General features: G+C 33.1%; 18 protein-coding genes. 3 read left to right on the top strand and 15 right to left on the bottom strand.

What is annotated here, in order from left to right; translation table 11 throughout:
- Positions 1–55 precede the first annotated feature (55 nt).
- From A5893_RS04920 to A5893_RS04910, 3 genes are all read left to right on the top strand, one after another.
- Positions 56–1,054 carry a 2-hydroxyacid dehydrogenase gene (locus A5893_RS04920; protein ID WP_068821402.1) on the top strand — a complete coding sequence of 333 codons (999 nt, stop codon included), beginning with the start codon at positions 56–58 and terminating at the stop codon, positions 1,052–1,054.
- A 120-nt stretch (positions 1,055–1,174) separates the two neighbouring features.
- Positions 1,175–2,446 (top strand): cation:proton antiporter, encoded by a 1,272-nt coding sequence (locus A5893_RS04915; RefSeq protein ID WP_068821401.1) that lies wholly within the window; start codon positions 1,175–1,177, stop codon positions 2,444–2,446.
- 297 nt (positions 2,447–2,743) lie between these two features.
- Entirely contained in the window at positions 2,744–3,208 is a 465-nt protein-coding gene (locus tag A5893_RS04910; RefSeq protein ID WP_068821462.1) for a DUF1569 domain-containing protein, read from the top strand.
- A 63-nt stretch (positions 3,209–3,271) separates the two neighbouring features.
- On the opposite strand, the gene A5893_RS04905 is transcribed toward A5893_RS04910, so the two are convergent.
- The 15 genes from A5893_RS04905 to A5893_RS04840 form a co-directional block, all read right to left on the bottom strand.
- Entirely contained in the window at positions 3,272–4,408 is a 1,137-nt protein-coding gene (locus A5893_RS04905; RefSeq protein WP_068821400.1) for a cytochrome-c peroxidase, read from the bottom strand.
- Positions 4,409–5,029, bottom strand: coding sequence for a hypothetical protein (locus A5893_RS04900; protein ID WP_068821399.1), 621 nt, complete (start codon positions 5,027–5,029; stop codon positions 4,409–4,411). It lies immediately after the preceding gene.
- Between the two features lie 11 nt (positions 5,030–5,040).
- Entirely contained in the window at positions 5,041–6,474 is a 1,434-nt protein-coding gene (locus A5893_RS04895) for a RagB/SusD family nutrient uptake outer membrane protein (protein ID WP_068821398.1), read from the bottom strand.
- A gap of 9 nt (positions 6,475–6,483) precedes the next feature.
- Positions 6,484–9,756, bottom strand: a complete 3,273-nt coding sequence (locus tag A5893_RS04890) for a SusC/RagA family TonB-linked outer membrane protein (protein ID WP_068821397.1) — start codon at positions 9,754–9,756, stop codon at positions 6,484–6,486.
- On the bottom strand, positions 9,756–10,772 hold the full coding sequence (locus A5893_RS04885; RefSeq protein WP_068821396.1) for a FecR family protein: 1,017 nt from the start codon (positions 10,770–10,772) through the stop codon (positions 9,756–9,758). The genes A5893_RS04890 and A5893_RS04885 overlap by 1 nt, the downstream gene beginning before the upstream one ends.
- Positions 10,773–10,840: 68 nt before the next feature.
- Positions 10,841–12,904 carry a T9SS type A sorting domain-containing protein gene (locus A5893_RS04880; protein ID WP_068821395.1) on the bottom strand — a complete coding sequence of 688 codons (2,064 nt, stop codon included), beginning with the start codon at positions 12,902–12,904 and terminating at the stop codon, positions 10,841–10,843.
- 241 nt (positions 12,905–13,145) lie between these two features.
- Positions 13,146–13,682 (bottom strand): RNA polymerase sigma factor, encoded by a 537-nt coding sequence (locus tag A5893_RS04875; RefSeq protein ID WP_068821394.1) that lies wholly within the window; start codon positions 13,680–13,682, stop codon positions 13,146–13,148.
- 110 nt (positions 13,683–13,792) lie between these two features.
- The gene (locus A5893_RS04870; protein WP_082911322.1) at positions 13,793–15,337 is read right to left on the bottom strand and encodes an alpha-amylase family glycosyl hydrolase; all 1,545 of its coding nucleotides are present in this window, start codon (positions 15,335–15,337) and stop codon (positions 13,793–13,795) included.
- Positions 15,338–15,381: 44 nt separating this feature from the next.
- Positions 15,382–15,675: a hypothetical protein gene (locus A5893_RS18000; protein WP_082911321.1), complete on the bottom strand. Its 294-nt coding sequence runs from the start codon at positions 15,673–15,675 to the stop codon at positions 15,382–15,384.
- Positions 15,676–15,872: 197 nt separating this feature from the next.
- Positions 15,873–17,249, bottom strand: a complete 1,377-nt coding sequence (locus A5893_RS04865) for an MFS transporter (RefSeq protein WP_068821393.1) — start codon at positions 17,247–17,249, stop codon at positions 15,873–15,875.
- A gap of 10 nt (positions 17,250–17,259) precedes the next feature.
- Entirely contained in the window at positions 17,260–18,939 is a 1,680-nt protein-coding gene (locus A5893_RS04860; protein ID WP_068821461.1) for an alpha-amylase family glycosyl hydrolase, read from the bottom strand.
- A gap of 139 nt (positions 18,940–19,078) precedes the next feature.
- Positions 19,079–21,397 (bottom strand): glycoside hydrolase family 65 protein, encoded by a 2,319-nt coding sequence (locus A5893_RS04855; RefSeq protein ID WP_068821392.1) that lies wholly within the window; start codon positions 21,395–21,397, stop codon positions 19,079–19,081.
- An 80-nt stretch (positions 21,398–21,477) separates the two neighbouring features.
- Positions 21,478–22,131 carry a beta-phosphoglucomutase gene (pgmB, locus tag A5893_RS04850; protein ID WP_068821391.1) on the bottom strand — a complete coding sequence of 218 codons (654 nt, stop codon included), beginning with the start codon at positions 22,129–22,131 and terminating at the stop codon, positions 21,478–21,480.
- A 13-nt stretch (positions 22,132–22,144) separates the two neighbouring features.
- The gene (locus A5893_RS04845) at positions 22,145–23,995 is read right to left on the bottom strand and encodes a glycoside hydrolase family 13 protein (protein WP_068821390.1); all 1,851 of its coding nucleotides are present in this window, start codon (positions 23,993–23,995) and stop codon (positions 22,145–22,147) included.
- A gap of 306 nt (positions 23,996–24,301) precedes the next feature.
- A complete protein-coding gene (locus A5893_RS04840; RefSeq protein WP_068821389.1) occupies positions 24,302–26,740 on the bottom strand; it encodes a glycoside hydrolase family 31 protein in 2,439 nt (812 codons plus the stop codon).
- Positions 26,741–26,863 lie beyond the last annotated feature (123 nt).

Raw genomic sequence — 26,863 nt, 5'->3', positions numbered from 1 at the left:
CCGTAATATTACCCATTACAAAATATTTTAAAATTCCCTTCGCTAAGCTTTAATTATGAAAATAGATTTTTTTTCTGCAAAAAAATATGATATCGATTTTTTTGATATTGCCAATAAAACAACCGGTTTCGAAATAAATTATCATGAAACACATCTTGGGCCACATAGTGTAAATATGGTTAATGATGCCGACGCCATTTGTGTTTTTGTAAACGATAAATTAACGAAAGCAGTAATTGAGCAATTGGCACAAAAAGGGGTTAAAATAATTGCCTTACGTTGTGCTGGTTTTAACAATGTAGATTTAGAAGCAGCCAAAGAATTTAATATTTCTGTTTGCCGAGTCCCTGCTTATTCTCCACAAGCAGTTGCAGAACATGCTGTTGCAATGCTGCTTACCATCAACAGGAAAACTCATAAAGCATATAACCGGGTGAGAGAACAAAATTTTTCTTTAAACGGTTTATTGGGATATAATTTATTTGGTAAAACCGTAGGAGTTATTGGCACCGGCAAAATCGGTAAAGCCTTTATTAAAATTATGCTTGGTTTTAGCTGTAAAATTTTAGCTTATGATGTTTTCCCAGATTCAGAATTAGAAAAAAATGGGGTTACTTATGTTCCATTAAATAAATTATTTCAAGAATCTAACATCATCTCACTTCATTGTCCGCTTACTAAAGAAAACCATTATCTTATTAATAAAGAAAGCATTAATATAATGCAGCATGGAATTACGCTAATAAATACAAGCCGAGGTGGGTTAATAAATACAACGGACGTGATTGAGGCTCTAAAAAGTAAACAAATTGGAGCCCTTTGCATAGACGTTTATGAACAGGAAGAAACTTTATTTTTCAAGGATTTATCGTTAGAGATAATTGATGATGATAAAATACAAAGGTTAATAAGCTTTCCTAATGTTCTTTTAACGTCCCATCAAGCCTTTTTTACTAAAGAGGCGCTAGAGGAAATTGCTAATGTTACGATTAATAGTATTTCAAAAATTGATCAAAACGTTATGCCACAAAAAGATTCAGTAATGTTAACATAAGTTAATTTATCTAATCTACTTTTCTTCTTTATTATGATTGAATAAATATCATTAGTGCACATTTAAAATTCTTCTTCCTAACAGAGTTTATAACTGGTACATGCTTTGCTAAATTGACGCATGAATCATTATTTTTTATTGATGACTTTAATAGGATTTATTGCCGTAAGTATGGCTTGGATCCCTGCGTTAAGTAAAAAAATCAAGATTTCTTATTCAATAATTTATCTTTTAATAGGCATTTTCCTTTATTTGATTTTACCCGGTACCCTTCCGCTCCCGGATCCTCAGGCAAACGATATTTTCACCATTCATGCTACAGAAATTGTTGTTATCATTAGCTTAATGGGTACAGGAATAAAAATTGACAGGAAATTTTCTTTTAAAAAATGGCGAACTCCATTAAGGTTGGTTTTTATCGCAATGATTATTTGTATAGCCATTACGGCAATTTATGGGAAAATCTTATTAGGCTTAGATTTAGCCTCCGCAGTTTTATTGGGTGCTGTTTTAGCCCCTACCGACCCTGTTTTAGCTGCAGATATTCAAGTTGGCCCACCAAACGAGGGAGAAACTTCAGAGACTAAATTTGCCCTAACTGCCGAAGCAGGAATGAACGATGGTATGGCTTTCCCCTTTACATGGCTTGCTATTACTTTAGCAATGATAGCTCAGGGAGTCAATGGAAGCCTATCTGATTGGTTTGGAATTCATGTTTTGTATAAAATTTTAGTAGGATTTGGCATTGGATTAATAAGTGGTAAATTAATTGGGTTATTGCTCTTTAAATTAGCTAAAAAATTTAATGCTTTAAAACCTACAGAGGGTTTTTTAGCCATATCACTAACATTTGCTGTTTATGGCATTACAGAAATAGCTTTGGGATATGGATTTATAGCTGTTTTTGTTTGTGCGATTGCCCTGAGGTCTCAAGAGAGAAAACATGATTATCATACAGAGCTTCATTCTTTTACAGAGCAAATTGAAAAAGTCCTAATCGCTGTTTTATTGGTATTTGTTGGAGGAAGCCTGGTTACCGGAATATTAACTGCCCTTACCTGGCAAATGGCGGTGTTTAGTTTAGTTTTTATATTTATGATAAGGCCGTTAAGTGCTTATTTGAGTTTAATAAATATTAAGTATCTAAAATTTGAAAGATCTATTATTAGTTTTTATGGCATAAGAGGGATGGGTTCTATCTTTTATTTAGCTTTCGCATTTAATACCATCAAATTTGAATATGAGAAAGAACTTTGGGCAATGTTAGCTTTTACGATACTTGTCTCTGTTATTGTTCATGGATTTACAGCCACTAAAATTATGGAAATTTTAGAACGAAGAACTCATTCAAAAGCTTCGTTAGTGGAAAAAGAAAATAATCTTACTGATTGATCTTTATTAATTTTTTAGATTGAAAACCAAAAAGTTTAGCCTTTGCCCAGTTCACTATATTTAATATCAAATAAATATTTGAGGAGCTTTGCAACTTCCACAAGCTAAAGAATCTTTCAATAATCCATTGCTTAAGTAAGTAATAAACATATTCATGTGTTTTATGAATACAATAATATGATTTTCTCTAATAAATTTTTATCGAAAATATGATAAGTATAAATAAAAACTACTTTACATCACTGATAAAAATAATGGTTGAAATTATATACTTTAGTAAATAAAAAAATTGATAATATGAAAAGTGTTTTTAACTCAAATGATACTCAAGAATTAGTGTCTAGAATTAATTCCTTAAAACCAAATTCAACTCCACTTTGGGGTAAAATGAATGTGGCTCAAATGCTGGCACATTGTAATGTTTCTTATGAGATGGCTTTTGAAAGCAAACATCCAAAACCAAACGCAATCATGAGATTTATCCTCAAAGCTTTTGTTAAAAGTACTGTAGTTGGCGAAAAACCCTATAAAAAAAGTTCACAAACGGCACCTGCATTTATCATAACAGATACAAGAGATTTTGAAAATGAAAAATCACGACTTATTGCCTACATAAATAAAACACAAGAATTAGGAGAGAATTATTTTGATGGAAAAGAATCTCTTTCTTTTGGAGTGTTAAACAAAACCGAATGGAATAATATGTTTTATAAACATTTAGACCATCATTTGAATCAGTTTGGGGTTTTGCCATTAAATTAAAAAACCTTGCTTTTAAAAAAGCAAGGTTTTTATTAACGATTAATGATGTTTCGCTCTCAAAATTTATTGTGGCAAAACTGGTGGATTTATCTTATTTACCCTTGTAGTAATTGTACCCAGAAAAGCCTCTAAATTTTGTTGCTCTTCTAAAGTTAAGTTAAGCTTTCTCAATATACTTGATTTTTGGATATTGATTAAAGAATCAGGTTCGTTAACTAGGCTTTTTCTTTGCGCAACAGGATTGCCTAAATTATAAAATTGAACTACATCCTTTAAAGATGGGAAATTTCCATGGTGCATCCAAGGGCCTGTTATGCCTGTTTCTCTTAAAGAGGGCGTTTTAAACTTTCCTACATCAGCTAAATTTTTTGTGACATTATATCTGCCTAAATCTCTAAATTTAGTTCCTAATAAGGTTTGCCCGTCGTTATGAAATTGGTTATCACTAAACAAAGGCGAGTTATGACAATTGATACATCTTCCTTTTGTTCTAAAAATATGCATTCCTGCAATTTCATTGTCTTTTAATGCCTTGGCATTTCCTTTCACAAAAGAATCAAAACGTGAATTGGTGCTTACAATAGAACGTTCAAAAGTTGCGATGGCTTTTTGTATTTTATCTAAAGTGATTTCACTTGTTCCAAAAGCGGTACTAAATAATGGCTTATAACCTTCAATCTCGTTAACATGCTTAACCATGGTGTTTAAATCCATGTTCATTTCTAAATGATCCTGAACGGGAAATTTTGCTTGATCTTCTAAACTTTTCGCTCTTCCATCCCAAAAAAACTTTTCGTAGAAAGCCACGTTTAATAAAGTCATTGCATTTCTTTGCCCGGTTTGTCTATCATGACCGTAAGCCACACGTTTTCCGTCTCCCCATCCTAATTCAGGGTCGTGACAAGAAGCACAAGCAATTTGCTTGGAAACAGAAAGACGTGGATCAAAGAATAAGAGCTTGCCTAATTTTTCTTTATCTACAGAAAACTCATTATCTTTTGGATATTTTGGTCTACCTAAATAGCCAATATCTTTAAAACCTTTTTTGGCTTCTTCATCTAAATCTGGCTTTGGCCATTTGCTGGCATCGCCACTATAAATTGCTCTAAGTTCATCAATGGTATATTCATGATCTTGAAAAAAAGCACTCCCTAAAATAACTACAGCAATGCAAGTCAATATTAAAATAGTTCTTTTCATTTAATTTAAGGTTTGTGGATCAACACTAAAGCTGTATTTTCTTTTCACATTATTAGCACCACCAATTGCAGTCTCATTAAAGGTAACTTCTATATTAAAAATCTTTGTTCTTTCATCATAAGTACCTTGCCCGCTAATACCTATTTTAAAAGTAGTGCCATCGGCTTTTGTCAAAACAACATCCTGTTCAATAACCTTTACTACGCCAGTTTTAGCTCCTACAAAATCCGGAAAAAACCTAAATACTTTTGGCACATTAATTTTTGCTGATTTAATATTGCTAGATCCAAGCGGCGTGGTGTAAAGACGCACCATATCAAAAAGTGCTACACCACTTTCAGCAACATAAGGATTAGTAAAACCTAATGCGGAAGGGTCATCACTAGGTACTGTTGGAAAATGACTTCTTATCGTATTTGTCCATTTTGCAGTTACGGGATCAAACCTGTAGATAAATAATTCATAAAATGGTGTGCTGTTGTAAAACGTAGAAATAACAGTAGATGATGCTGGTGTTGTTGGAGTATCTGGATAAAGATCCTCTTTGGTAAGTGGGGCATCTTTTTTACAAGCAGCTAAAGTAATAATACAGATAAAAAGTACGATGATTGATTTTTTCATAATTTCAATTTTTAATAACCTTCATTTTGTTTAATTGCCGTATTAGCGTTAATAGTTTGTGCGGGTAATGGCATTACTAATCTATAATCAGAAAATGCTAAAGAACAATTTGGGGATGTACAATCGTTTCTATTGATACCTTGGTTTCTTCTTACCAAATCAAAAAACAAATTACCTTCAAAAGCCAATTCCTTTCTTCTTTCTAAAAGAACCGCATTTATTAGGTCTGATTTAACAGTTAAGTTTAGGTCTGTTGCATTAGAATCAGCCCTTTTTCTGATGATATTTAAGTCGTTATTAGCAACATCATATCTATTTAGTTCAGCAGCTGCCTCAGCTCTTATCAAATAGATTTCAGACAATCTCAATAACTTGATTGGAGTAGCGTTAATGCTACCTTTCTCATATTTTTTGGTGCTATAAAAAACAGTAGAATTTATGGTATTAGCTATAAACATGTTATTTCTCCCTCTTATATCAGTACTACTATAAAGATTAAGAATATCATTTGTAGCGGCATACATACCATCTGGTGTTAAACTAATTTGATAATAACTACCTAATGAACTTGAGCTAAAATCATTTTCTACGGGGAGTTCAATAATTGATTCTGATGATGGAATCCTTCCCGCCCAACTGCCAACATATTGGGCATTAGTTAATAACTTGTATGTACCCTCTTTTATTACCTCATCCGCCAATTGAAAAGCTTCCGAAAAATTATTACTGTAAAGATCAATTTTACTTAAAAACGCTTTGGCATTAAGTTTTGAGAAATAATTTTGTTGATATCCGTTTGGAAAAACGACATTACTATTGTCAAAAAGTAAAATCGCCTCATTAATATCATTTTTAATTGCAGTATAACATTGTGCAACTGTAGACCTTACTGGCGCTGGGTCTCCAAATAACTGAGGTTTTAAATTGATGACAATACCAACGTGTGAAGCATCGGGTGTATACCCGAATGGGCGAGCATAAATTCTTAAAATTTCAAAATGGATTAAAGCTCTAATACATTTAGCTTCTGCAATCATCCTGTTTTTATCTTTTTCTGGTCCGGCTGCTGTTGGCGTATAAGCTATGATATTGTTAACGTTATTCAATTGTTTATATAAATCACTATAAGTGTCATTCATTGTACAATCGTTCTGATTTTGGATAAGATTATAGATATCATCTAATATAAAATTAGCAGTTTTACTATACTTTATATTTCCTCCCATTAAATCTGGATAAACCATAACGTTCCTATTGTAAACATTAATTGTTAAAAGGGATTTATAAGCTCCTGCTAAGGCAGTTTTAGCACCTTGGGTATCCTTAAAAACATCTTCAAGAGATAATTTATCTGTAGGTTCTTTATCCAATAATTTTTCACATGATGTAAAAATCAGCAGGATAAAAAGCAATATTATGGGTAATTTTTTATATTGATTTCTCATTTTACATATTTATAAACCTAATCTTAAACCTATAACAAACGCTCTAGTCTCTGGGAAAACAAATCTTTTTTCGGCAATGCCATTTCTCTCTTTTGTTCCAGCATCTTTATAAACATAAAACAGATTGGTAACATTAGCATTGATAAGCAATTTTGATAAATGAAGTCTTTTATTAAATGAATCTGGAAGCCTATAGTTTAGGTTTACGTTTGATAATTTTAGATAAGAAACATCATATACATATCTAGAAGAATTACTGATTACAGTTCTAATGATATTAAGTCTAGGTATATCGGTAATATCACCAGGCCTTTGCCACCTGTCTAACAAGTTTGCACTTTGATTTCTATTGGCAAGGTTCCGTCCATCTGCTTCATCTGCATAGTATATTAATTTATCTGCTCCATAACTATACAGGATATTAAACGATAAACTGAAATTCTGTACATCAAAGCTGTTTACAATACCGCCTTGAAAATCAGGCAATCTATCTCCTAAAACAGAGGTTTCAAAAATACTCAATCTATTAGCTTCAGACGCACTGATTAAATTTCCATTATAATAAAACTGTTCTAATCCGGTTTGTGGGTTTACGCCAGCCCAATTAAAGCCATAAATGGATGATGTACTTTGCCCAACCTTTAAGCCTGCTGCATCATCCCTTACAGAATAGAGTGCGGCAAAACCCTTGTTAAATTCTATGAGCTTATTCTTATTTGTGCCAAAATTAAAGTTGGTATTCCAAGAAAATTTTGATGCTTTAATATTTTGTGAATTGATGGATAGCTCAAATCCTTGGTTTCGCATGGTGCTGGTGTTTGCAAGGATAGATTTAAACCCAGTTTCTAAGGGAACATTAACATTTGATATTAAATTTTTTACGGTGTTATTATAAAATTCTGCCGTAATTTGAAGACGATTAAATAAGGTAACATCCAATCCTAAATTAAATTTAAAATTGGTTTCCCAACCTAGATCTGGATTTGGGGCAGCATCAGCATCTGGAGTAGAGGCTACATAACCATTATATAAATTTCCTGATGCGGTACTAAAATCATATAATCCTCTTGCGGCATAAGTGCCAATTCTTGAGTTACCTGTGGAACCATATGTTGTCCTAATCTTTAAAGAATTTAAAGTTTTATTATCTTTTAAAAAGTTCTCTTTTGAAATAACCCAGGCTAAACCTACTGATCCGTTTAAAGCAACTTGTTTATCGCCACCAAAAATAGAAGACTCATCCAAACGTCCATTGATATTTACAAAGTATTTTTTAGATAAATCATACCCTAATTGAGAATAATAAGATACCGTTGCATCTTCAGATTTTGATGATGCGGCTGTTTGATTTTGAGCGGCACTTAAGACCTTTAATCTATCAAATGTAAAACCTCTACCAGAACCTCTTATTAAATTTGTTTCTTTATCCTCTACCTGTGTTCCTACCAAAAAGTTTACGGTATGTTTTTGCTCAAAAGTTTTATCATACGTTGCTTGTGCAAAACCAGATAGACTTAAATAATTTCTATCATAAATTTGCAATATACCGTTAGAATTTCTGCCGGTTGCATTTTGTGAAGATTTATAAATAGTCTCTTTGTTCTCATAATAATCTGCGCCTAATGTTCCTGAAATATTAATGGCTTCACTAAGTTTATAATTTGCGTTTATATTACTTACCAATCCTAAACCTTTATGAAAATCCTCATTTTGTGCCAATATTGCCAAAGGATTAGGAACACCTAAAATATCAGGATAAGTTCCATCTGGATTTATGGGGGCAACATTGGGTGCTAAAATAATTCCCCCATAATTAGATAAAGCATTTTTATTAGTAATTGTAGGACTTAAAGATACACCAAGCCTAAATCTTTTTTCAAACTGATGGTCTAATCTTAATCTTAAATATACTTTTTGCAGATCATTTCCAAAAGAACTTGCTTGCTCACTTCTAAAGCCAGAGGAAAGACGGAATGTTGTGCCTTCTGTCCCACCAGATACGTCCATTGTTGCATTTTGGTAAACTGCATTTCTGTTGGTCAATGCAAACCAATCAGTATCAATATTAGGGCTTCCAGCCAATTGAGTGGCAACCGCTACAGATCTTCCATCATTTATATAGGCTTCCCTCAATAAGCTGAAGTATTCATTTCCACTTAACCATTGATATTTATTTATAAATTCTGTTATCCCTGTATCAAAACCAAAATTAACCTGTGTTTTACCCGGACTGCCAGATTTTGTAGTGATAATGATTACACCATTTGCTGCATTTGCACCGTACAATGCAGAGGCGGTAGCATCTTTAAGTACAGAAATGCTTTTTATATCGTCAGGATTAATGTTAGCTAAAGGATTTAAATAAGTTTCTCCGTTAAATTGAGAAGCTTCATTTTTTCTCTGCTGTTCATATAATGGAATGCCATCTATTACATATAAAGGTTGAGATGAAGTTCCTGTTGTGGCACCAAATGTTGGTAAAGAACCCAAACCTCTAATATTTACCTTAACCGGTGTGCCTAATTCTGTATTGGTTTCTACCTGCACTCCGGCAATTAAGCCTTCCATCATTTTATCAAAGCTTTCAATTGGTCTTGAAGTTTGCAATTGAGAGGCATCTAATTGTGAAATACTTCCTACTACTTCTTCCCTTCTTTTTTCCTTAGTAAATGAAGAGGTAACTACTACTTCATTCATTCCAATGGCATCATAATCTAATTCTATCTTAAAAAAAGATTGATCACCCACTTTAAATTCTTTGGATTTCATGCCAATATAACTTGCAACTAAAATGGTGTTGTTTATATCTGATGATGTTATTTTTATGGTAAACTCGCCATTGATATTAGTAATTGCACCTTTTTTAGTTTCTTTGATGAAGACATTTACTCCTGGTAAAGTTTCTCCTGTCTTATCTGTAACAATACCTGTAATTATTCTTGTCGGGAGATTGATGTTGGTAGATTTTCTTACCGAGATGGATTTACCTACTATTTTAAAATCTAAACCCGATTTTGAACTGAAAAGATTTAGAAAACCCTCTAATTCGCCAGTGTAATCTAAACTAATGTTTTGACTGATGTTAATCTCTGATTGATCATAACTGAATTTCATATCAGTTTGATTTTCTATAGTTTTAAAAATAGTGGATATGGGTTTTTCTTTCACACTTATTTTTACAGAAATCTGCTTAGACTGACTGTAAGCAGTGTTTAATTTAAAGCCGAAAAAGAGCAGTAAAAGGAATGATATTTTTAGAGATAGGGTATATCTTTTATCCATTATTTTTTAATGATTATGGTATCGTTAACAATTTTATACTTCAGTTTTTTAGCATAGCAGATGCTTTTAATGATAGATAGATAATCACTGTTATTAAATTCTCCGGTATAGTCCCAATTTAATTTCCCGTCTGGGTCAATTAACCTTATACCAAATGTGGTGTATATTTTTTGAGAAACCTCATCAAAAGAAGCGTTTTTAAAGGATAGAATCCCATCCTTCCATGAGATGATTTCTTTTGTATTAAAGCTAGCTTTTGTTATTAGGTGATTGTTTTTTTGATAACTAATGCTTTGTGCGGGATTTAAGGTTATGGCAACCTTACTATTATTATCAGTTACTTTTACTTTACCTTCTACCAATGATATTTTTATGGTCTCCTTAATATCATGGGTATTAATATTAAACTTAGTCCCTAAAACTGTAGTGGTCAAATTTTCTGATTTCACATTAAATGGCTTGCTTTTATCCTTTGTTACTTCAAAAAATGCTTCTCCTTCTAATTCTACATTTCTATTTTCTTCACCAAATTGTTCAGGGAATTTGAGTGTACTGTTGGCATTAAGGGTAACTTTAGTACCATCATTTAATTGAAAAATGCTTCTTTGCCCAAATGGGTTATGCCTGGTTACAATTTGTTGGTTTCGAAACTTTGCTGCATTAGTAGATGTCAAATAAATTAGACAGCCCATAAATATCAATAAGCCACAACAAATAGAAACCATTATGTTTAATCTATTTTTTGCAGTACCAGCACTGTTAATTTTATTAAACCCGTTAGATTGGGAAAGGTAATTTTCAAATCTATTAAACTCGCTTTCTACCTCGCTTTCTGGCAAGGATAAAAATAGCAATCCAAGTAGCTGTTCAGCGTTATAAATTTCATCTAGTTTATGTGGATGATGTATTTTCCAATTTTCCCAAAATTCGAAATCATCGTTATCTTTTTTTAGAAAATAATTGATAAAAGATTCATCTGAGGCAAAATCTTCTGCCGAGTAAAGGTTATAGTCCAATTCTTTTTTGCTTTTGGTAAAAATTTAAAATGAGCCATAAATCATAGCTCATTTTAAATCAAAGATATTTAAAGCTTAATAATTTTATTGACACTTCTTTTAGTGCCACCCAAATCTGTTACTTCTAAAGTATAAAAACCGGTTTCTAAATCATCTATTTTTAAAGATAAGCTGTTATTTTGAGTAGTTACTACTTTAAACTTTTTTAAAGCTCCTTTTAAATCGTAAATTTTTAATTGATAAGATTCAGGTTGACTTGAAGCAGTTTCAAAGCTAATGTTTAAGAAATCGTTAACAGGATTAGGATAAACTAGTAGGTTAGTTTCTTTTAAGTCTTTAATATTTACTGTTGCAATTTCTGAAAGAGAAAGGGTGCCATCAAAATCAACCGCTTTTATTCTGTAATAATTGTTTCCTGCAAATGGTGCAACATCTGTAAATTGGTAAGTAGCTAAATTACTTGCGGTAACCGTTCCAATTGATGTAAAAATACCGTTCTCACCCGCTTTTTCTATTAAATATATTTGGGTATTAACTTCTGAAGCGATATTCCATTTCACTAAAACAGTTTCATTGGTATTTAAATTAGCTGTAATTGAAGTATATTTTACAGGTAGTGTGCCGTTTGAATATAGGCGAGAGGCGTAAATTTCTGATGCTGTCGCAGAACGAGCATCTAGCCAAGCTACCAATAAACCTCCTGCATCATCAAATACTGAAGTAGCTAGTGTTTGAGAAAAAGAATTTGTTGAGACAGGAAGCCCATCTGCAACATATGGAGAACTAACAGCTCCACTTAAAGAATCTAATCTTTGTGCATAAACATCATTTGCTCCTATATTACTTTCTCTGTAAGTAATAAAAAGATGACTTCCTGAAGTTGAAGTATTAAGAGTGATGTCCGAACTTTGAGTACCAAGCTTAACTGCTACAGGAACTCCATTTAAAGCCCAAGATCTTACTCCGTTTAAATTATAACGTTGACTATACAAATCTGTACCGAAAGATGGCACTGCAGAAGTATTGTTTCTATTATCGGTCCATACAATATAAAAATTATTTAAAGCATCTTTAGTAATTACGGGAGCTGACTGATTATTAGATGAAGGAGTAGTAACTTGATTTAATACAGCTACAGGAACTCCATTTAAATAATTTAAATCAGCGGGTAAGCCATTCGTCCAATATCTTACTCCCAAGCTATCCATTCTTTGAGCATACACATCATTATCATTATTCCTAAAATCCGTCCATGTAGCAACAATACCTCCTTTACCATCACTAACTGCTACCGGTACGGTCTGATTTGTAGAAGCATTACAAATTGGAATCCCCTCCTTATTACTTCCCCATAATACAATTCCATTTTTATTTATCCTTTGTCCAAATATATCAGAATTAGTTGTTGCTAATTTAGGTTCTAAAAATACAATAATTGCACCCCCAGAACCATCTGCAATAACAGTTTGATTATTTTGATTTCTAACCTGCTCTCCATGAACATCAACATCAGAAGACCATATTAGATTACCCAAAGTATCGACTTTCTGAGCAAATAAATCTGTAGTTGAAGTTCTTAATTGATGCCAAACAACTACAAAATCTTTATCAGAAACACTTCCTATTGCGGGATTTCTTCGATATGTGTTTAGATCAGCACCCGCCTTAGATAAAATCACCCCGTTTGCCGCCCAGCCCATAGATCCATCTGCCTTCACTCTTTGACCATAAACTTCATCAGCATTTGATCCTGATGTTGCAGGAGCTGTTGCAAATCTATAATCACTCCAGGCTATTATTGCTCCACCCTTACCATCGCTTACCATTGTGATAGCGGTTTGAGTACCTGCTGCATTGCAAACCACTTTTTCTGTTGCGAGCCATGGTAACGAACCATCTTTATTGATTTTTTGAACATATATATCTATTCCTGTAGTGCCAGCTATGGTAGTACCAGCCCAAGCAATAATCATGTTTCCATTACCATCATTAATAGATACAACACTTGTTTTAAGTGTGGAAAGAGAGGTATTATTTGCAATCAGATTATTTACAGCTGGGTTACCATTCCATTGCGCTTTTGCCGAATGAAGAATTGTTATTAAAATAAAAGAAAGTAATAGTTTTTTCATACCGATAATTTTATGTTTTGTTAACGTTTTAATAACAGTGCGTTAAAAAGTAGATTTTTACCAGATATTTTTAACTTTTTTTTACAAACAGTAAACATTTTAAATTTTTAGCACAGAATGAAGTGTTATAAACCTGCTTGAGGTTTTGTTTAGGCTTTTTTATTAAAGATTTTTCTTCTTTAATAAAAGTTGGTATAGAAAGCGGGACAGGATTAACGGAAAAGCACAGGAATTTGCTTTTCTAATTTTTTAGAATTCTTTTTAAAGTCACCAAAGCTTCATAAACATGATTATAAACGGTTCTGGTCTTTAAGTTTAACAGTACTGCAATCTGTTCGTAATTTAAACCATCATAAAATTTTAATTGTATAATCTCTCTTTGCGAAGAGGTAAGATGATTTAAGGCTCTGTAAATTTTTTCTTTTTTTAAAGTTGATGATTGGCTTTCAATCAATAAATACTCGTAAGAATGTTGTATCCCTGCTTCTAAATTATCAAATTGAGAAACTTCATATGCTTCATGATTGTTGACTAAATCTTTTAAAAGCTTTCTTTTTAGATAAGTTTTAAGGTAACTCTTAATATTTTCTACCTCATTTATGGTATTGCGTTTTTGCCATATCTCGCAAAACATTTCATGAATGGCATCTTTAACTTTCTCCTTATCGGCAGATACCCTAAAACCAAAAATATATAGCTCTTGATAACAGTTTTGATAAACCGTTTTAAAAGCTGCTTTATCCCCGGATTTAATTTCTTTCCAAAGTGCCGAATCCATTTTTATGAGATTGTGTATTGCAATGTAATTAAAACATTTAAAAAATTGCAACAATACAAAAACATTATTAGTACTTTAATAAAAGTTTTAACAATTAAGCATCATAATCATCAATTTAATGCGGTTTTACTGTAAACATGATATTCTCCGGGTGCTAAAGTTAAATCGTATGTGTTTGTACTCAGATTAATTGCATTACCAAAAGCATCTACCCAATTACCTGAAGCTCCAAAATCTATATTTGCTTTTTGCGATACCACATCGAAATTTCCTACAACAATCACGTTATTATCCGTTGCATTTAACTTAATATATTTAATACCCGAAATTAGATTAGATGTAAAATTGGAAGTTGCGAAAATTGAATTATTCTTTTTAAGAGTTCCCATTTTAGCATAAACATCATAAAGTGCTTTTCTATTGGACTCGTTATAATATTCCCATTTGATTGGTTTTTCGCCTGTCCTGCCATTTTGATCAATACTAATATCGTAACCTAATTCTCCAAATTGCCAAATCATTTTTGGACCAGGAATAGCAAAAAAGAAAGCAGCAGCCAATTCTTCCCTTTTTAATGAAGTAGCTAAATTGTTTTTAATCACGTAGTTTCCACTCACATTTCCGTAGGTGATATTTTTAAAATTCAACCTTTCTTCATCATGGCTTTCTATATATGAAACCACTCCTTCTGATTTTGAAAAGCCGTGATTAGTATAAAATCCCCAGGAAAAATCAGATTTTCCTAAATATCCCATGGTAGCTTCGTTCATATTGTAATTAAGATTTGTCCAAATCATCATTCCATCATTGGTCAATTCGGTTTCTTCTTTTGTATCGGCAAAATGCTCTAAAATGGTATAAAAATTATTGTTATCAATGCTGTTTATAAAACTGTGGTAATCTTTCCAAGTAGCAACCCGACCTGCATCATAAGCAGCAAAACCTGCATCGTCTGATGATTGACGTTGTGTAAAACCTTTAGATAAATCGAACCTGAAACCATCTACTTTATATTGCTGCATCCAAAATTTCATCACATTTTTAGAAAAATATTTTGTAGCATCACTTTCGTGATTAAAATCAAAACCTACATTATAGGGATGCTTTGCAACCGTATTAAACCACGGACTTTCAGCAGTTGGTGCACCATTGTTAAAATACATTTGTACCATTGGCGATTGCCCGAAAGAATGATTTAAAACCATATCTAAAATTACGGCAATTCCTTTTCCATGGCATTCATCAATAAAGTTTTTCAACGATACTTTTGTACCATAATATTTATCTGGCGCAAAATAAAACGAAGGATTATATCCCCAACTTAAATTACCCTCAAACTCGCCAACTGGCATTAATTCGATGGCGTTTATGCCTAAATTTTTCAGATAATCTAATTTTGTTAGAACAGAAGCGTAACTATGGTCTGCAGTAAAATCACGAACCAAAAGTTCATATATCACCAGGTTGTTTTTAGCTGGACGTATAAAATTTGTGTTTTTCCAATTGTAAACAGGCTGATTGGCTTGCATCACGCTTACAATTCCTGAGGTTTTATTTGATGGATAAGCTTTTAAGTTTGGATAAGTAGTTGCACTGATATATTTATCATTATCAGGGTCTAAAACTTTTTCGCAATAAGGATCGGCAACCCGCAATTTACCATCTATCTCAAATTGATAAGCATATTCTATATCCGGATTTAAACCATCAATTTGTACAAACCAGGTTTTCCCATCTTTGGCAACTTCATTGGATTAAGGTTGTTTTGCCAATTATTGAAATCGCCTATTAAAGAAACTGATGTTTTGTTTGGTGCAAATAAAGTAATGATTGCAGATGTTCCATTATTTAAAAATGCAACTCCATCTTTTGCGCCAGCAGGCAAATCTATGGGCGTTGGTGTTATGTTTCCATCTCCACCATCTGTGCTGTCTTTTTTACAAGCAGTAAATAAAATGACGCCGATAAAGAATAAATAGAATATTTTTTTCATGTTGGTTTTTTATTGGTAAAATACTTTCTTGTTTAAATTTTTGTCTAATTTCCTGTAACTCCTAATCTGAAATTTCTCAGACTTAAAATTTTTAAAAAATCGTAAGTCTATTATATATTGGGTTAACGACTGAAACGGCATCCTTTTTTTCTTTTTAAAAAAAGATACAGTGTAAGGCGTGTTAAAACCCCCAAATCCTAAACCGATCTTCTTTCTTCAATCTCTAATTCTGTGGTTAAAAGGTTATTGGTGTTTTTAGTTTCTTTAATAAAGAAATAGCAAATTAAAGCTGCTAAAATCATTAAACCACCCCCTAATTGTACTGCTAAAAGTCGATCGTTATTTAAAACGTTGCGCATTAACCAACCGAAACCTAGGGAAGACATAATTTCTGGCAGTACAATAAAGAAATTGAAAATCCCCATATAAATACCAATCTTATTTTTTGGTAATGAACCGCTTAACATGGCGTATGGCATAGACAGAATACTTGCCCAGGCAATTCCAACGCCCGTCATACATACATAAAGCATATTTTTATCGGTTACCCAAGCAACGCTTATTAAACCCAATGCACCACATAATAAACATAATGCATGTGTGGTTTTTCTTCCCAATTTATCTGCTATTGTTGGCAAAACCAATGCAAAAAGAAAAGTAATTACACTATAATAGGCCAGTGTTAAACTTCCAAAATCAGCTCCTGCAGCATAAATAGGATCGCTTGCATCTTTACCGCCAAAAACATTAACAGCGACTGCCGTTGTATAATAAAACCACATTAAAAATAGACCTGGCCAGGTAAAGAACTGAACCAATGATACTATTTGCATCCGCTTAGGCATATTTTTTAAGGCATCGAAAATCTCTTTTGCACCACCTGCAAATCCTTTTTTACCTTCTTTATTCTGAATTTCTAATTCTTGAGCAGTTGGAGGATATTCTTTTGTGGTTAAAACTGTCCATAATACTGCTGCGAAAAAGAAAAAAGCTCCTATATAAAATGAGAATTTTACATTCTCTGGGATGCTCCCTTGCGCTGCGGTATTGGTTAAATGGAAAACATTATTCATTAGCCATGGCAAAGCTGATGCAATACTGCCTCCTAAACCAATCATCATACTTTGCATGATAAAGCCGCGATTTACCTGACTATCAGGCAATTTATCAGTTACGAAAGCTCTAAAAGGCTCCATTGACACATTTCCAAAAACATCTAAAACCCAAAGTAAACCTGCAGCCATCCATAATGCACTGCTATTAGGCATAAAAATGAGAGCTATACTGCTTATTATTGCTCCAACCATAAAATATGGACGTCTTCTACCCCATTTTGGATGCCAGGTACGGTCGCTCATATAACCAATGATGGGCTGTACCAATAAACCTGTAAGTGGTGCTGCTAAAAACAAAAGAGGAACCTGATCTGCGTTTGCTCCCAGTCCCTCATAAATACGCCCCATGTTTGCTCTTTGCAAATCCCATCCAAATTGTATCCCGAAAAAACCAATGCTCATGTTGATGATTTGAATCAACGAAAGTTTAGGGTTTTCTATGGCGGTTTTTAAGTTCATTTTTATCGATTTAAAATTGGATAATTTTTGATGAATTTGGTTTTATATTAATCTCTATAGTACCATCTGACGTTAAGATAACAGCCTGATTAGTTAATAAATCAATTGCTTTTTTTAAGGGATTTGATGATAAAACCTCTTTTGGAACAGAAATTTTGGTCTCAAAATTTTGGTCTCTGCTAAAATTAGAAATGATCAATAATCGTTGATTTTTAGTGTATCTAAAATAAGCGTAAACCCTATTATTATTGATTTGAATTTGAGGCATCTCATAAAAATCGCCGATAGAAATCCCTTCATTTGTTGTGACAATTTTTAACAGATTCACATAATATGCTCTTATCTGTTTTTCATTGTTGTCCAATTTACCACCATCAAACTTGCCATTATTCATCCATTTTTGGTGATTTGGAACACCCCAATAATCAAAAATGGTGGTTCTATTATCGTCGCCACCAAAACCCTCTAATCCTTTACCGGGTTCGCCAACTTCTTGTCCCGAATAAATTAAAACAGGTCCTTTTCCCAAAGTTGCGCTAACGGTCATAGCGGGCAAAGCTAAATTTGCATCACCAGCAAAACCATCGGAAGCAATTCGCTCTTCGTCATGATTTTCTAAAAAGCGAAGCATTTTTTCATCAAAATTTTGAACATTTTTTTTAGCGATAGAAATGTCGTTTACGTTAGCTTCTGGTTGATTTCTGATGAGTTTTTTGACACCATCGTACAAGCCAACTTTATCATATAAATAATCGAAACCGCCTTTTGTTAAGTATTGTTCGTAAACTTTAGGATTATAAGCTTCGCCGATGAAAATTAGCTGTGGATGCTCATTTTTTAACTGAGGAATTAACCAATTCCAAAATTCTACCGGAACCATTTCGGCCATATCACAACGGAAACCATCTACCCCTTTATTTGCCCAATAAGTTAAAATATCTCTCATTTTTAACCAAACTGGAGGGATTGGATGAAAATGACCTTTCTCTCCGTTTTGATAATCTACACCATAATTTAGTTTTATGGTTTCATACCAATCATCATCATTAGGTTTCGCTTTAAAAGAGTTGTTTCCTGTAGCTTTTGCGGGGCTTTCGTTAAAAAAATAATCTTTTAAAGAATCTGTAAGACTAGGTTTTTTATTAATATCAGGAATAATAAAGTTTTGTCCGTTGAGGTAATAAAAATCATTTGTTGGAATAAAACTTTTTGTAGTGTCGTCGTCCTCTCCAAAATCTTTTACATTGTTTGGTTTTACGTTAGATTGATAACCTCTTGCTACGTGATTTGGCACAAAATCAATAATTACCTTTAAATCTTTTGCATGGGTGCGATTGATTAAATCTTGAAATTCCTGCATCCTGCTATCAACATTAACTGCTAAATCTGGATTTACATCATAATAATCTCTAATGGCATAAGGGGAGCCAGCAATGCCCTTTATTACATCTGCATCGCTATTTGGAATTCTAAATTTTGTATAATCTGTTAAGCTGGCATGAGCAATTACGCCTGTGTACCAAATATAATTAGCACTCAATTCTTTGATGCCATTTAGGGCTTTATCATTTATATCATTGAATTTTCCTGACCCATTTTCTACAATAGATCCATAAGTTTTGTTGGTGTCGTTTTTATTGCCAAATAATCTTGGTAACAATTGGTAAATCACGATTTTTTTATTACCCATTTTATTGGTTTTAATTTGGGAAAAAGAGAAACTTGATATCATTAACAATAAAAAAATAGAGAATAAGGTTTTAGGGAAACTGGAGTTCCATAAAACAAATTTAAAACCTGGTATTTTTATCAATCGGGATAAAATCATATTAAACTAACTCTTTATTTTGTAATTCTATAATACCAGAACCTTTGAATTGATGCTTTTGACCATGTATAAAAATCTCGAGATCTTTATCATCATTAGCTGCTATTTGAAAGCTTTTTCCATCAATTTTAATATTAAGATTTGCACCCCTAAAGTTGATTTTAAAAGAAAAAGATTGCCAATGTTTAGGTAAAAATGGATTAAAATGCAATTGATTGTCACGCACTCGCATCCCAGCAAATCCCTCAACTATACTCATCCAAGTGCCAGCCATAGAAGTGATATGCAAACCATCCTCGGTGTCATTATTATAGTCGTCTAAATCTAAACGGGCTGTACGCAAATAAAATTGATAAGCTTTGGCTTCATCATTTAATTTTGCTGCTAATATGCTATGTACGCATGGAGAAAGTGAGCTTTCATGTACTGTTCGAGCTTCGTAAAAATCGAAATTGCGTTTGATAGTGGCTAAATCGTAATCTTCTTCAAAGAAATAAATCCCCTGCAAAACATCGGCTTGTTTGATAAAACAAGAACGCAAAATCCTATCCCAACTCCATTTTTGGTTAATTGGTCTTTCTGATTTTGGCAAATCTTTCACTAAAATTTGTTCTTTATCCAAATAACCATCTTGCTGTAAGAAAATACCTTTATCTGCATCTTCTGGATAATACATATTATCGATAATTGAAGCCCAATCAGAAAATTCTTGCTTGTTAAAATTTAGTTTTTCTATTAAGTTTTTATATTGAGAAGGTCGATTTTTTTCAACTATTTGAGCAGCTTTTATGGTATATTTCATACACCAAGTCGCTAAAATATTGGTGTACCAATTGTTGTTGATGTTGTTTTCATATTCATTTGGACCAGTTACACCAAGCATCACAAACTTGTTTTGCGCTTTGCTCCAATTTACTCGTTGCTTCCAAAACCGACTGATTCCTATTAAAACTTCTAAACCGTAATCATTTAAATAATTTTCATCACCCGTATATCGAATGTAATTATGTATTGCATAAGCGATTGCTCCATTTCTGTGGATTTCCTCGAAGGTAATTTCCCACTCGTTATGGCATTCTTCGCCATTCATGGTAACCATAGGAAATAAAGCAGCTCCATTATCAAAACCTAATTTTTGAGCATTTTCAATGGCTTTATCCAATTGTTTGTAACGATAAATCAATAGGTTTTTACTGACCTGTTGCGGAGCAGTTGCCAAATAAAAAGGCACACAATAAGCTTCTGTATCCCAATAGGTAGAACCGCCATATTTTTCTCCTGTAAAACCTTTTGGGCCGATATTCAATCTATCATCTTTGCCTGTATAAGTTTGAAAAAGCTGGAAAATATTGAAACGAATGGCTTGTTGAGCTGCAATATCACCTTCAATAATTATATCACTTTCTTGCCATTTACTAGCCCAAGCTTGTTTTTGCTCTAGTTTTAATTGATGAAATCCTTTAGTGGATGCTTTTGCGATTATAATTTTTGTATGATTTAACAAATCGCTTTTTTGATGATTTTGAGACGTTAGATTAGCCGCAATTTTTATCAATGATATTTCTTGATTTTGAACTGCATTAATCCCTATTTTTTGACCCACAAATTTTTCTTTTCTGATGGCTTCAGAATTAAAATCAATGGCTTTTTCATCAGCTAAAAGCTGAATAAAACTAGCAGTACAAACTTCAAATTCTGTTTTCTTGGTTCGTAATGTGAGGTAAGCTTCGTTATTGGTAATTTCATTGTTTACAAAATCCCAAAACTTTTCATCATAATTACTGTCTTGGTTTTTTACATCACCATCTATATAAGATGTAAACTCAATTTTTCCATCAAAATTTAATGGTGTAATGCTATAATTTATGACTCCAACTTCATCATCAACAATGCTGCAAAAACGGATGGCATTTACTTTAATTTTATTTCCTGATGGTAATTCTGCGGTGAAAATGCGTTCTAGATAGCCTTCCTGCATATTTAAAATCCTTTTAAAATCAGTGACTTTTGAGGTTGCTAAATCTAAAATTTCATCTTCAATTTTTACTTCAATTCCAATCCAGTTAGCAGCATTCAAAACCTTTGCAAAATATTCTGGATAGCCGTTTTTCCACCAACCCACACGGGTTTTATCAGGATAATAAACGCCAGCAATGTAATTTCCGCTTAAAGTTTCACCAGAATAAGTCTCCTCAAAATTTGCTCTTTGGCCCATACGGCCGTTGCCCAAACTGAAAATACTTTCTGATATTTTATTTAAATGTGGATCAAAACCTTCTTCGATGATGTTCCACTCGTCTTTTATAATGTAATCCTTCATTGTTTGGATATGAGAATTGAGATTTGAGAATGAGAACTTGTAATTTGATACAAATCTTGAATCTCTTTATCCCATATAATTTATAGTTCTTGTAAATCTTGGATGGCTAGCTGATCTAAACCGCTTACCACTTTATCTGATTGTTTTAAAATATATTCATCGCCTATTCCAATCGCTTTCATTCCACCTCTTTTTGCAGCTTCAATTCCTGCGGCAGCATCTTCAAAAACCACACATTCTGATGGCTTTAATCCTAACAATTCTGCTCCCTTTAAAAATACTTCTGGATCTGGTTTAGATTTCGACACGCTATTTCCATCAACAATCGCATCAAAAAAATGAGCAATATTTGTGTTTTTTAAAATGATAGAAGAGTTTTTACTTGCAGAACCCAAAGCCATTTTATAACCTTGTTTTTGTGCCGATTGCAAAAAATCGAGTGCTCCGGGTAAAACTTCCGCCGGTGTCATTTTATTGATCATCTCCACATACCAATTATTTTTTTGTGTGGCTAATTCTAGTTTTTCAGCATCTGATTTAGAAACATTTCCCCAACCTAAAATCTTGTCTAAACTATCCATCCGGCTAATGCCCTTTAGTTCTTCATTCTGTTTTTCGCTAAACGTAAAGCCCATCGTTTTTGCCAAACGTAACCAAGTGTCATAATGGTAAACCGCGGTATCTACCAACACTCCATCCAAATCAAACAGTAAACCTTTTATATTTTCTTTCATTTTGTTTAAAACACTAATTCAATTCTAGAACCATTGCACTTTTCTTTGGAATTTCCAATTCGCTGATTCCCATTTCTTTTTCGCTAAAAATGTCTTTAGCCTTGGTAATTCCTTTAGTTCTTTCGCTAAATCTTTTGGTATCCAACCTTTTATCATCATCTGTATTGTTGATGATGACCATTACCGTTCCCTTTGGCTGGTTTGGCAGGTAACGGAAATAGACGTATACATCATTTTCTGGTATATATTGCATCAGTTTTCCACTTTGTAAAGCCTCGTTTTTTTTGCGATAATTAGCCAATGTTTTCACGAAATTAAATGCTTCGTTTTCTTTTTCTGTTCGTCCTTTATCAGTAAATTTATTTAAGCTGTCTGTAGCCCATCCACCCATAAAATCAGAACGAACCAGACCATCAGGATTAGAATAATTTTTCATCAAAATTTCAGTTCCATAATACATTTGAGGGATTCCACGCATTGTTAAAAGCATGGTCATTCCCATTTTATATTTAGCAAAATCCTCATTCACCATAGAGTAAAAACGACTCATATCATGGTTGTCTAAGAAAATGCAGTTTTGAGTTGGGTCTTTATAAAGAAAATCTTGAGCCAATGTTGCATAAATGCGATTGATTCCATCTGTCCAGCCAGTTTTTCCGTTTAAACTTTCATAAATGGCGTCTTTTAAAACAGCATCTGTAATGCCGGGCAAATGTGTATCAAAACCTCGGTTTACGGTATTGCCGCCTGTAAAAAATGCCTGACTAGCAACAGTTGAAACTAATGTCTCTCCAAAAATGGATAAATGCGGAAACTCCGCTTTAAGCTTAATTTCCCAATCAGCCATAAATTCGGCATCATTATAAGGATAAGTATCCAATCGCAAACCGTCAATCCCAGCGTATTCAATCCACCAAATGTGATTTTGAATTAAATAATTTTGAACGTAAGAATTTCTCTGATTCAAATCTGGCATGGTAGGAACAAACCAACCATCTAACATCTTCTTTTTATCAGCTGAGGAAGCATGGGGATCCATTACCGGTTGGTCACGATAAGAAGTTTGCGTATAAACTGGCCATTGATTTAACCAACTTTTCATCGGTAAATCATTGTAAAACCAATGGTTAGAACCTATATGATTATGAACAATATCCTTAATGACTTTTAAACCTTCTGCATGAGCAGTTTCTACATATTTTTTGTACAGTTCGTTTGTACCAAAACGTGGGTCAATTTTGTAATGATCGGTAACTGCATATCCATGATAAGAGGCCAAATGCATATCATTTTCAATTTCAGGAGTCATCCAAACAGTGGTTACGCCTAATTCTTTCAGGTAATCTAAATGATTAATCACACCCTGAATATCCCCACCGTGACGATAATACATGCTATCACGATTTAAATTAGTTTCTTTTAAGCCTTTAATAACATCATTGCTTTTATCACCATTGCTAAAACGATCTGGCATCAATAAATAGATGAAATCTTTTTGTGTAACACCTTGAATGCGGTTTTTATCGGTGCTTTTATCTTTTAATTCGTAAACATAACTCAGCTTATTCTTTCCTTTTACTGTAAACTCAATGGTAAATTTTCCAGCTTTCGCCGATGCTGTGATCATTAAATCTAAAAACAGATAATTTGGATTTTCTACCTTATTAACTTTTGTTAAAGTAACTCCTGGGTAATTAATTTTTACTTCATGATTTGCAATATCGTTTCCATGTACCAAAAGCTGCAATTTTGGATTGTGCATTTTTGTAAACCAAAACATGGGTTCCACTCTTTCTAAATCAGGTATTTGAGCAAAGCTGCTGTAGCTAATAAAAAGGGAAAGGATGATTAATAATTTCTTCATTTTATTGAATTGTATATTTCTTTTGTTCGATGGTAAGCTTTTTAACACTGTCGTCATGATGAGCGATAGTGAAACATCTCACATTTACGTATCAAGGGTCTATTCAGCCTCTATTAACTCGTTAAGACCTTTGCCCGCTGGAACACATTCTTCTTGTTACTTTTTTCCGCAAAAAGTAACCAAAAACTCTCGGCTGCGCCTTTTGCTGGGAGAGGAAGTGCTTTTACTTTCTTCATCTGTACCGCAAAAGTCAAGGCCGAATTTGGCGTTCATTTTGGCTTTTGCTTTTATGCTTTATGGGCACTCTTAGTATTTTATCTCAAATCTCTTTGCATCATTACTTAAAACAACGCTTTTTACTTTATAACCTTCTATAGAGTTTGCTGATCCTTGCGGGTCGAATTTTGAAATTGGCGTTAAAAACGAAGCGAAATCTGCTTGTAAAGCTTTTCCTGAATTGATATTATCACCGGAATCAAAACCATGAAACATCAATTTTAAGTATTTAAATTTCGATTTAAAACTTCCTTCTGCTTGATCAAAAACGATAGTTTTATGTGTTGCATCGTAACTGATTTTACGTTTGTAAAAATCTCCTTTTTCGTAATTATAACTTTCGCCATCATCCTCATAGTAAACAAAACTGTTATTAATATTTCCTTTAAAAATATTGATAATTAAGGTATCTGTCGGTTGCTCTGCGGTACTTTGAATTAAAGATTGCATCGGCACAATGCTACTTTCTTTTACATAAACCGGCATTTTATTTAAACTTAGGCGGATAATCTTTTCACTATTTCCAGCTTGTTTTTCACCAGTATATAAATTGTACCAGTTGCCTTTAGGGAAATAGATGTTCCCAAAATCTTTGGTACTCTCAAATGGGGCAACTAAAAATGCTTGTCCAAATAAAAACTCGTTTTGAAATTGAGTATCGTAAATTTTAGGATCAAAAGTATTATCAATAGCTAAACTACGCACTACAGGTAAACCAGTTGTAACTGATGTATTAAAAGTGGAATATAAATAAGGCAATAGTTTATAGCGTAAGCTGATGTAATTTCTAGAAATTTCTGTTACTTCTTCACCATAAGTCCATGGTTCTGAAGATTTTGTATTAACTGCTGTATGGTTTCGGAAATAAGGATTAAAGGCCCCTAACTGAATCCATTTTGCATATAATCCAACAGAAGGACCTCCAGTAAAACCGCCAATATCCATTCCTGTAAAAGAAACGCCACTCAATCCTAAACTACTCATTAACCTTACACCTAATAACATGTGGTCATCTTCGGAGCGATTATCGCCTGTCCAAATTGCGGTATATCTTTGTAAACCAGCATAGCCAGCTCTGGTTAAAATAAACGGACGTTTATTAGTTGCTGCAACCATACCTTCAAAGCTTGAGCGGGCCATTTGCATTCCGTAAACATTATGTGCTTGTTTGTTACTTGCTAGTTTACCATCGTAATTGAATAGAATATTTGATGGCATTTTTTGTCCCCAAGTCGCAATTTCATTCATATCGTTCCAAATTCCAGAGACACCAGTATTTGCGAAAAATTTTACTTTTTCTCGCCACCAGGCTCTCGCCTTTTCATTGGTAAAATCAGGGAAATTGCACCATCCTGGCCAAACTTGTCCGGAGTAATTTGTCCCATCAGGATATTTTATAAAAACATCCTTTTTTAATCCATCTTCATATGCATCGTAATCTTTCTCTACTTTAATTCCTGGATCAACAATAACGGTTGTCTTAAAACCCATTTCATTTAGCTTTTTGTTCATCGCTTCTGGATTTGCAAAACGCTCCTTATCCCAAGTAAACAATTTGTATTTATCCATGTAATGGATGTCTAAAGTAATTCCGTCTGCAGGGATTTTTTTCTCACGTAAAGTTTGAGCAATACGCATTACTTCAGTATCAGGATAATAACTGTATCTGTTTTGTTGATAGCCTAAACTCCAAAGCGGAGGCATTTTCATTCTGCCTGTTAAGGCAGTATATGAAGTAATAATATCTTTTAGTTGTGTGTGATAAATGAAGTAATAGTTTAATTCTCCGCCTTGAGCGGCAAAAGAAGAAAAACGATCATTACTTGCGCCAAAATTGAAATCTGTTTGATAGGTGTTATCTAAGAAAATTCCATAGTTTAATCCATCATGAATTCCCATATAAAATGGTATGGTACTATAAATAGGATCACGATTTGTTGCATATCCAAAAGCATCAGTATTCCAGTTGGTATACCCTTCTCCTCTCCTATCTAAGTTTCCTGTTTTTTCGCCTAAGCCAATAAAACGCTCTCCATTTTGCATGTGTTTGTACGCAGTAACTTCTTCATCTACCCAACTGCTTTGCAAACCTTTCTCATCCTGATTGATGATTTTACCATCTAAAGTATAAAATGCTACGCTGTAAGGTTGTTTGTTAATGATGGCTTTTAAAGAATCTGTAATGATGGTTATTGATTCCTCATTTTGGGTGATATTTGCTTTTTTATCTTGAGGTTTAGCGATAACTGCATAAGAAAAATCTTTCTGTAGTTCTTTTTTATCGAGCCTGACTCTGATGATATTTGGACTATAAATAATAATTTCTCCAAAAGTATGATCAGTTTTAAAACTTACTTTTTGATTTTCGATTTTAACGCTATTGATATTACCAGCAGATAAAACAGGATTTGTTTGTGCACTAGTTAAAAAAGGAATAAATAAAAAGATTGAAAATAATTTAATATGCATGGCAATTATTTAAGGGTATTTCTAAAAACTCAATATTTAAAATATCGAGTTTTTAGACTTATTTTTTGGAAGTTTAATATTTACTTTCTTTATTTTAAGAACGTAAATAACTGTTTACTAATT

The organism is Pedobacter psychrophilus (genome assembly GCF_001652725.1).
Classification (GTDB): domain Bacteria; phylum Bacteroidota; class Bacteroidia; order Sphingobacteriales; family Sphingobacteriaceae; genus Pseudopedobacter; species Pseudopedobacter psychrophilus.
Note: the sequence above shows the minus strand (reverse complement) of the source record. Positions and strands in the feature narration are given on the sequence as shown.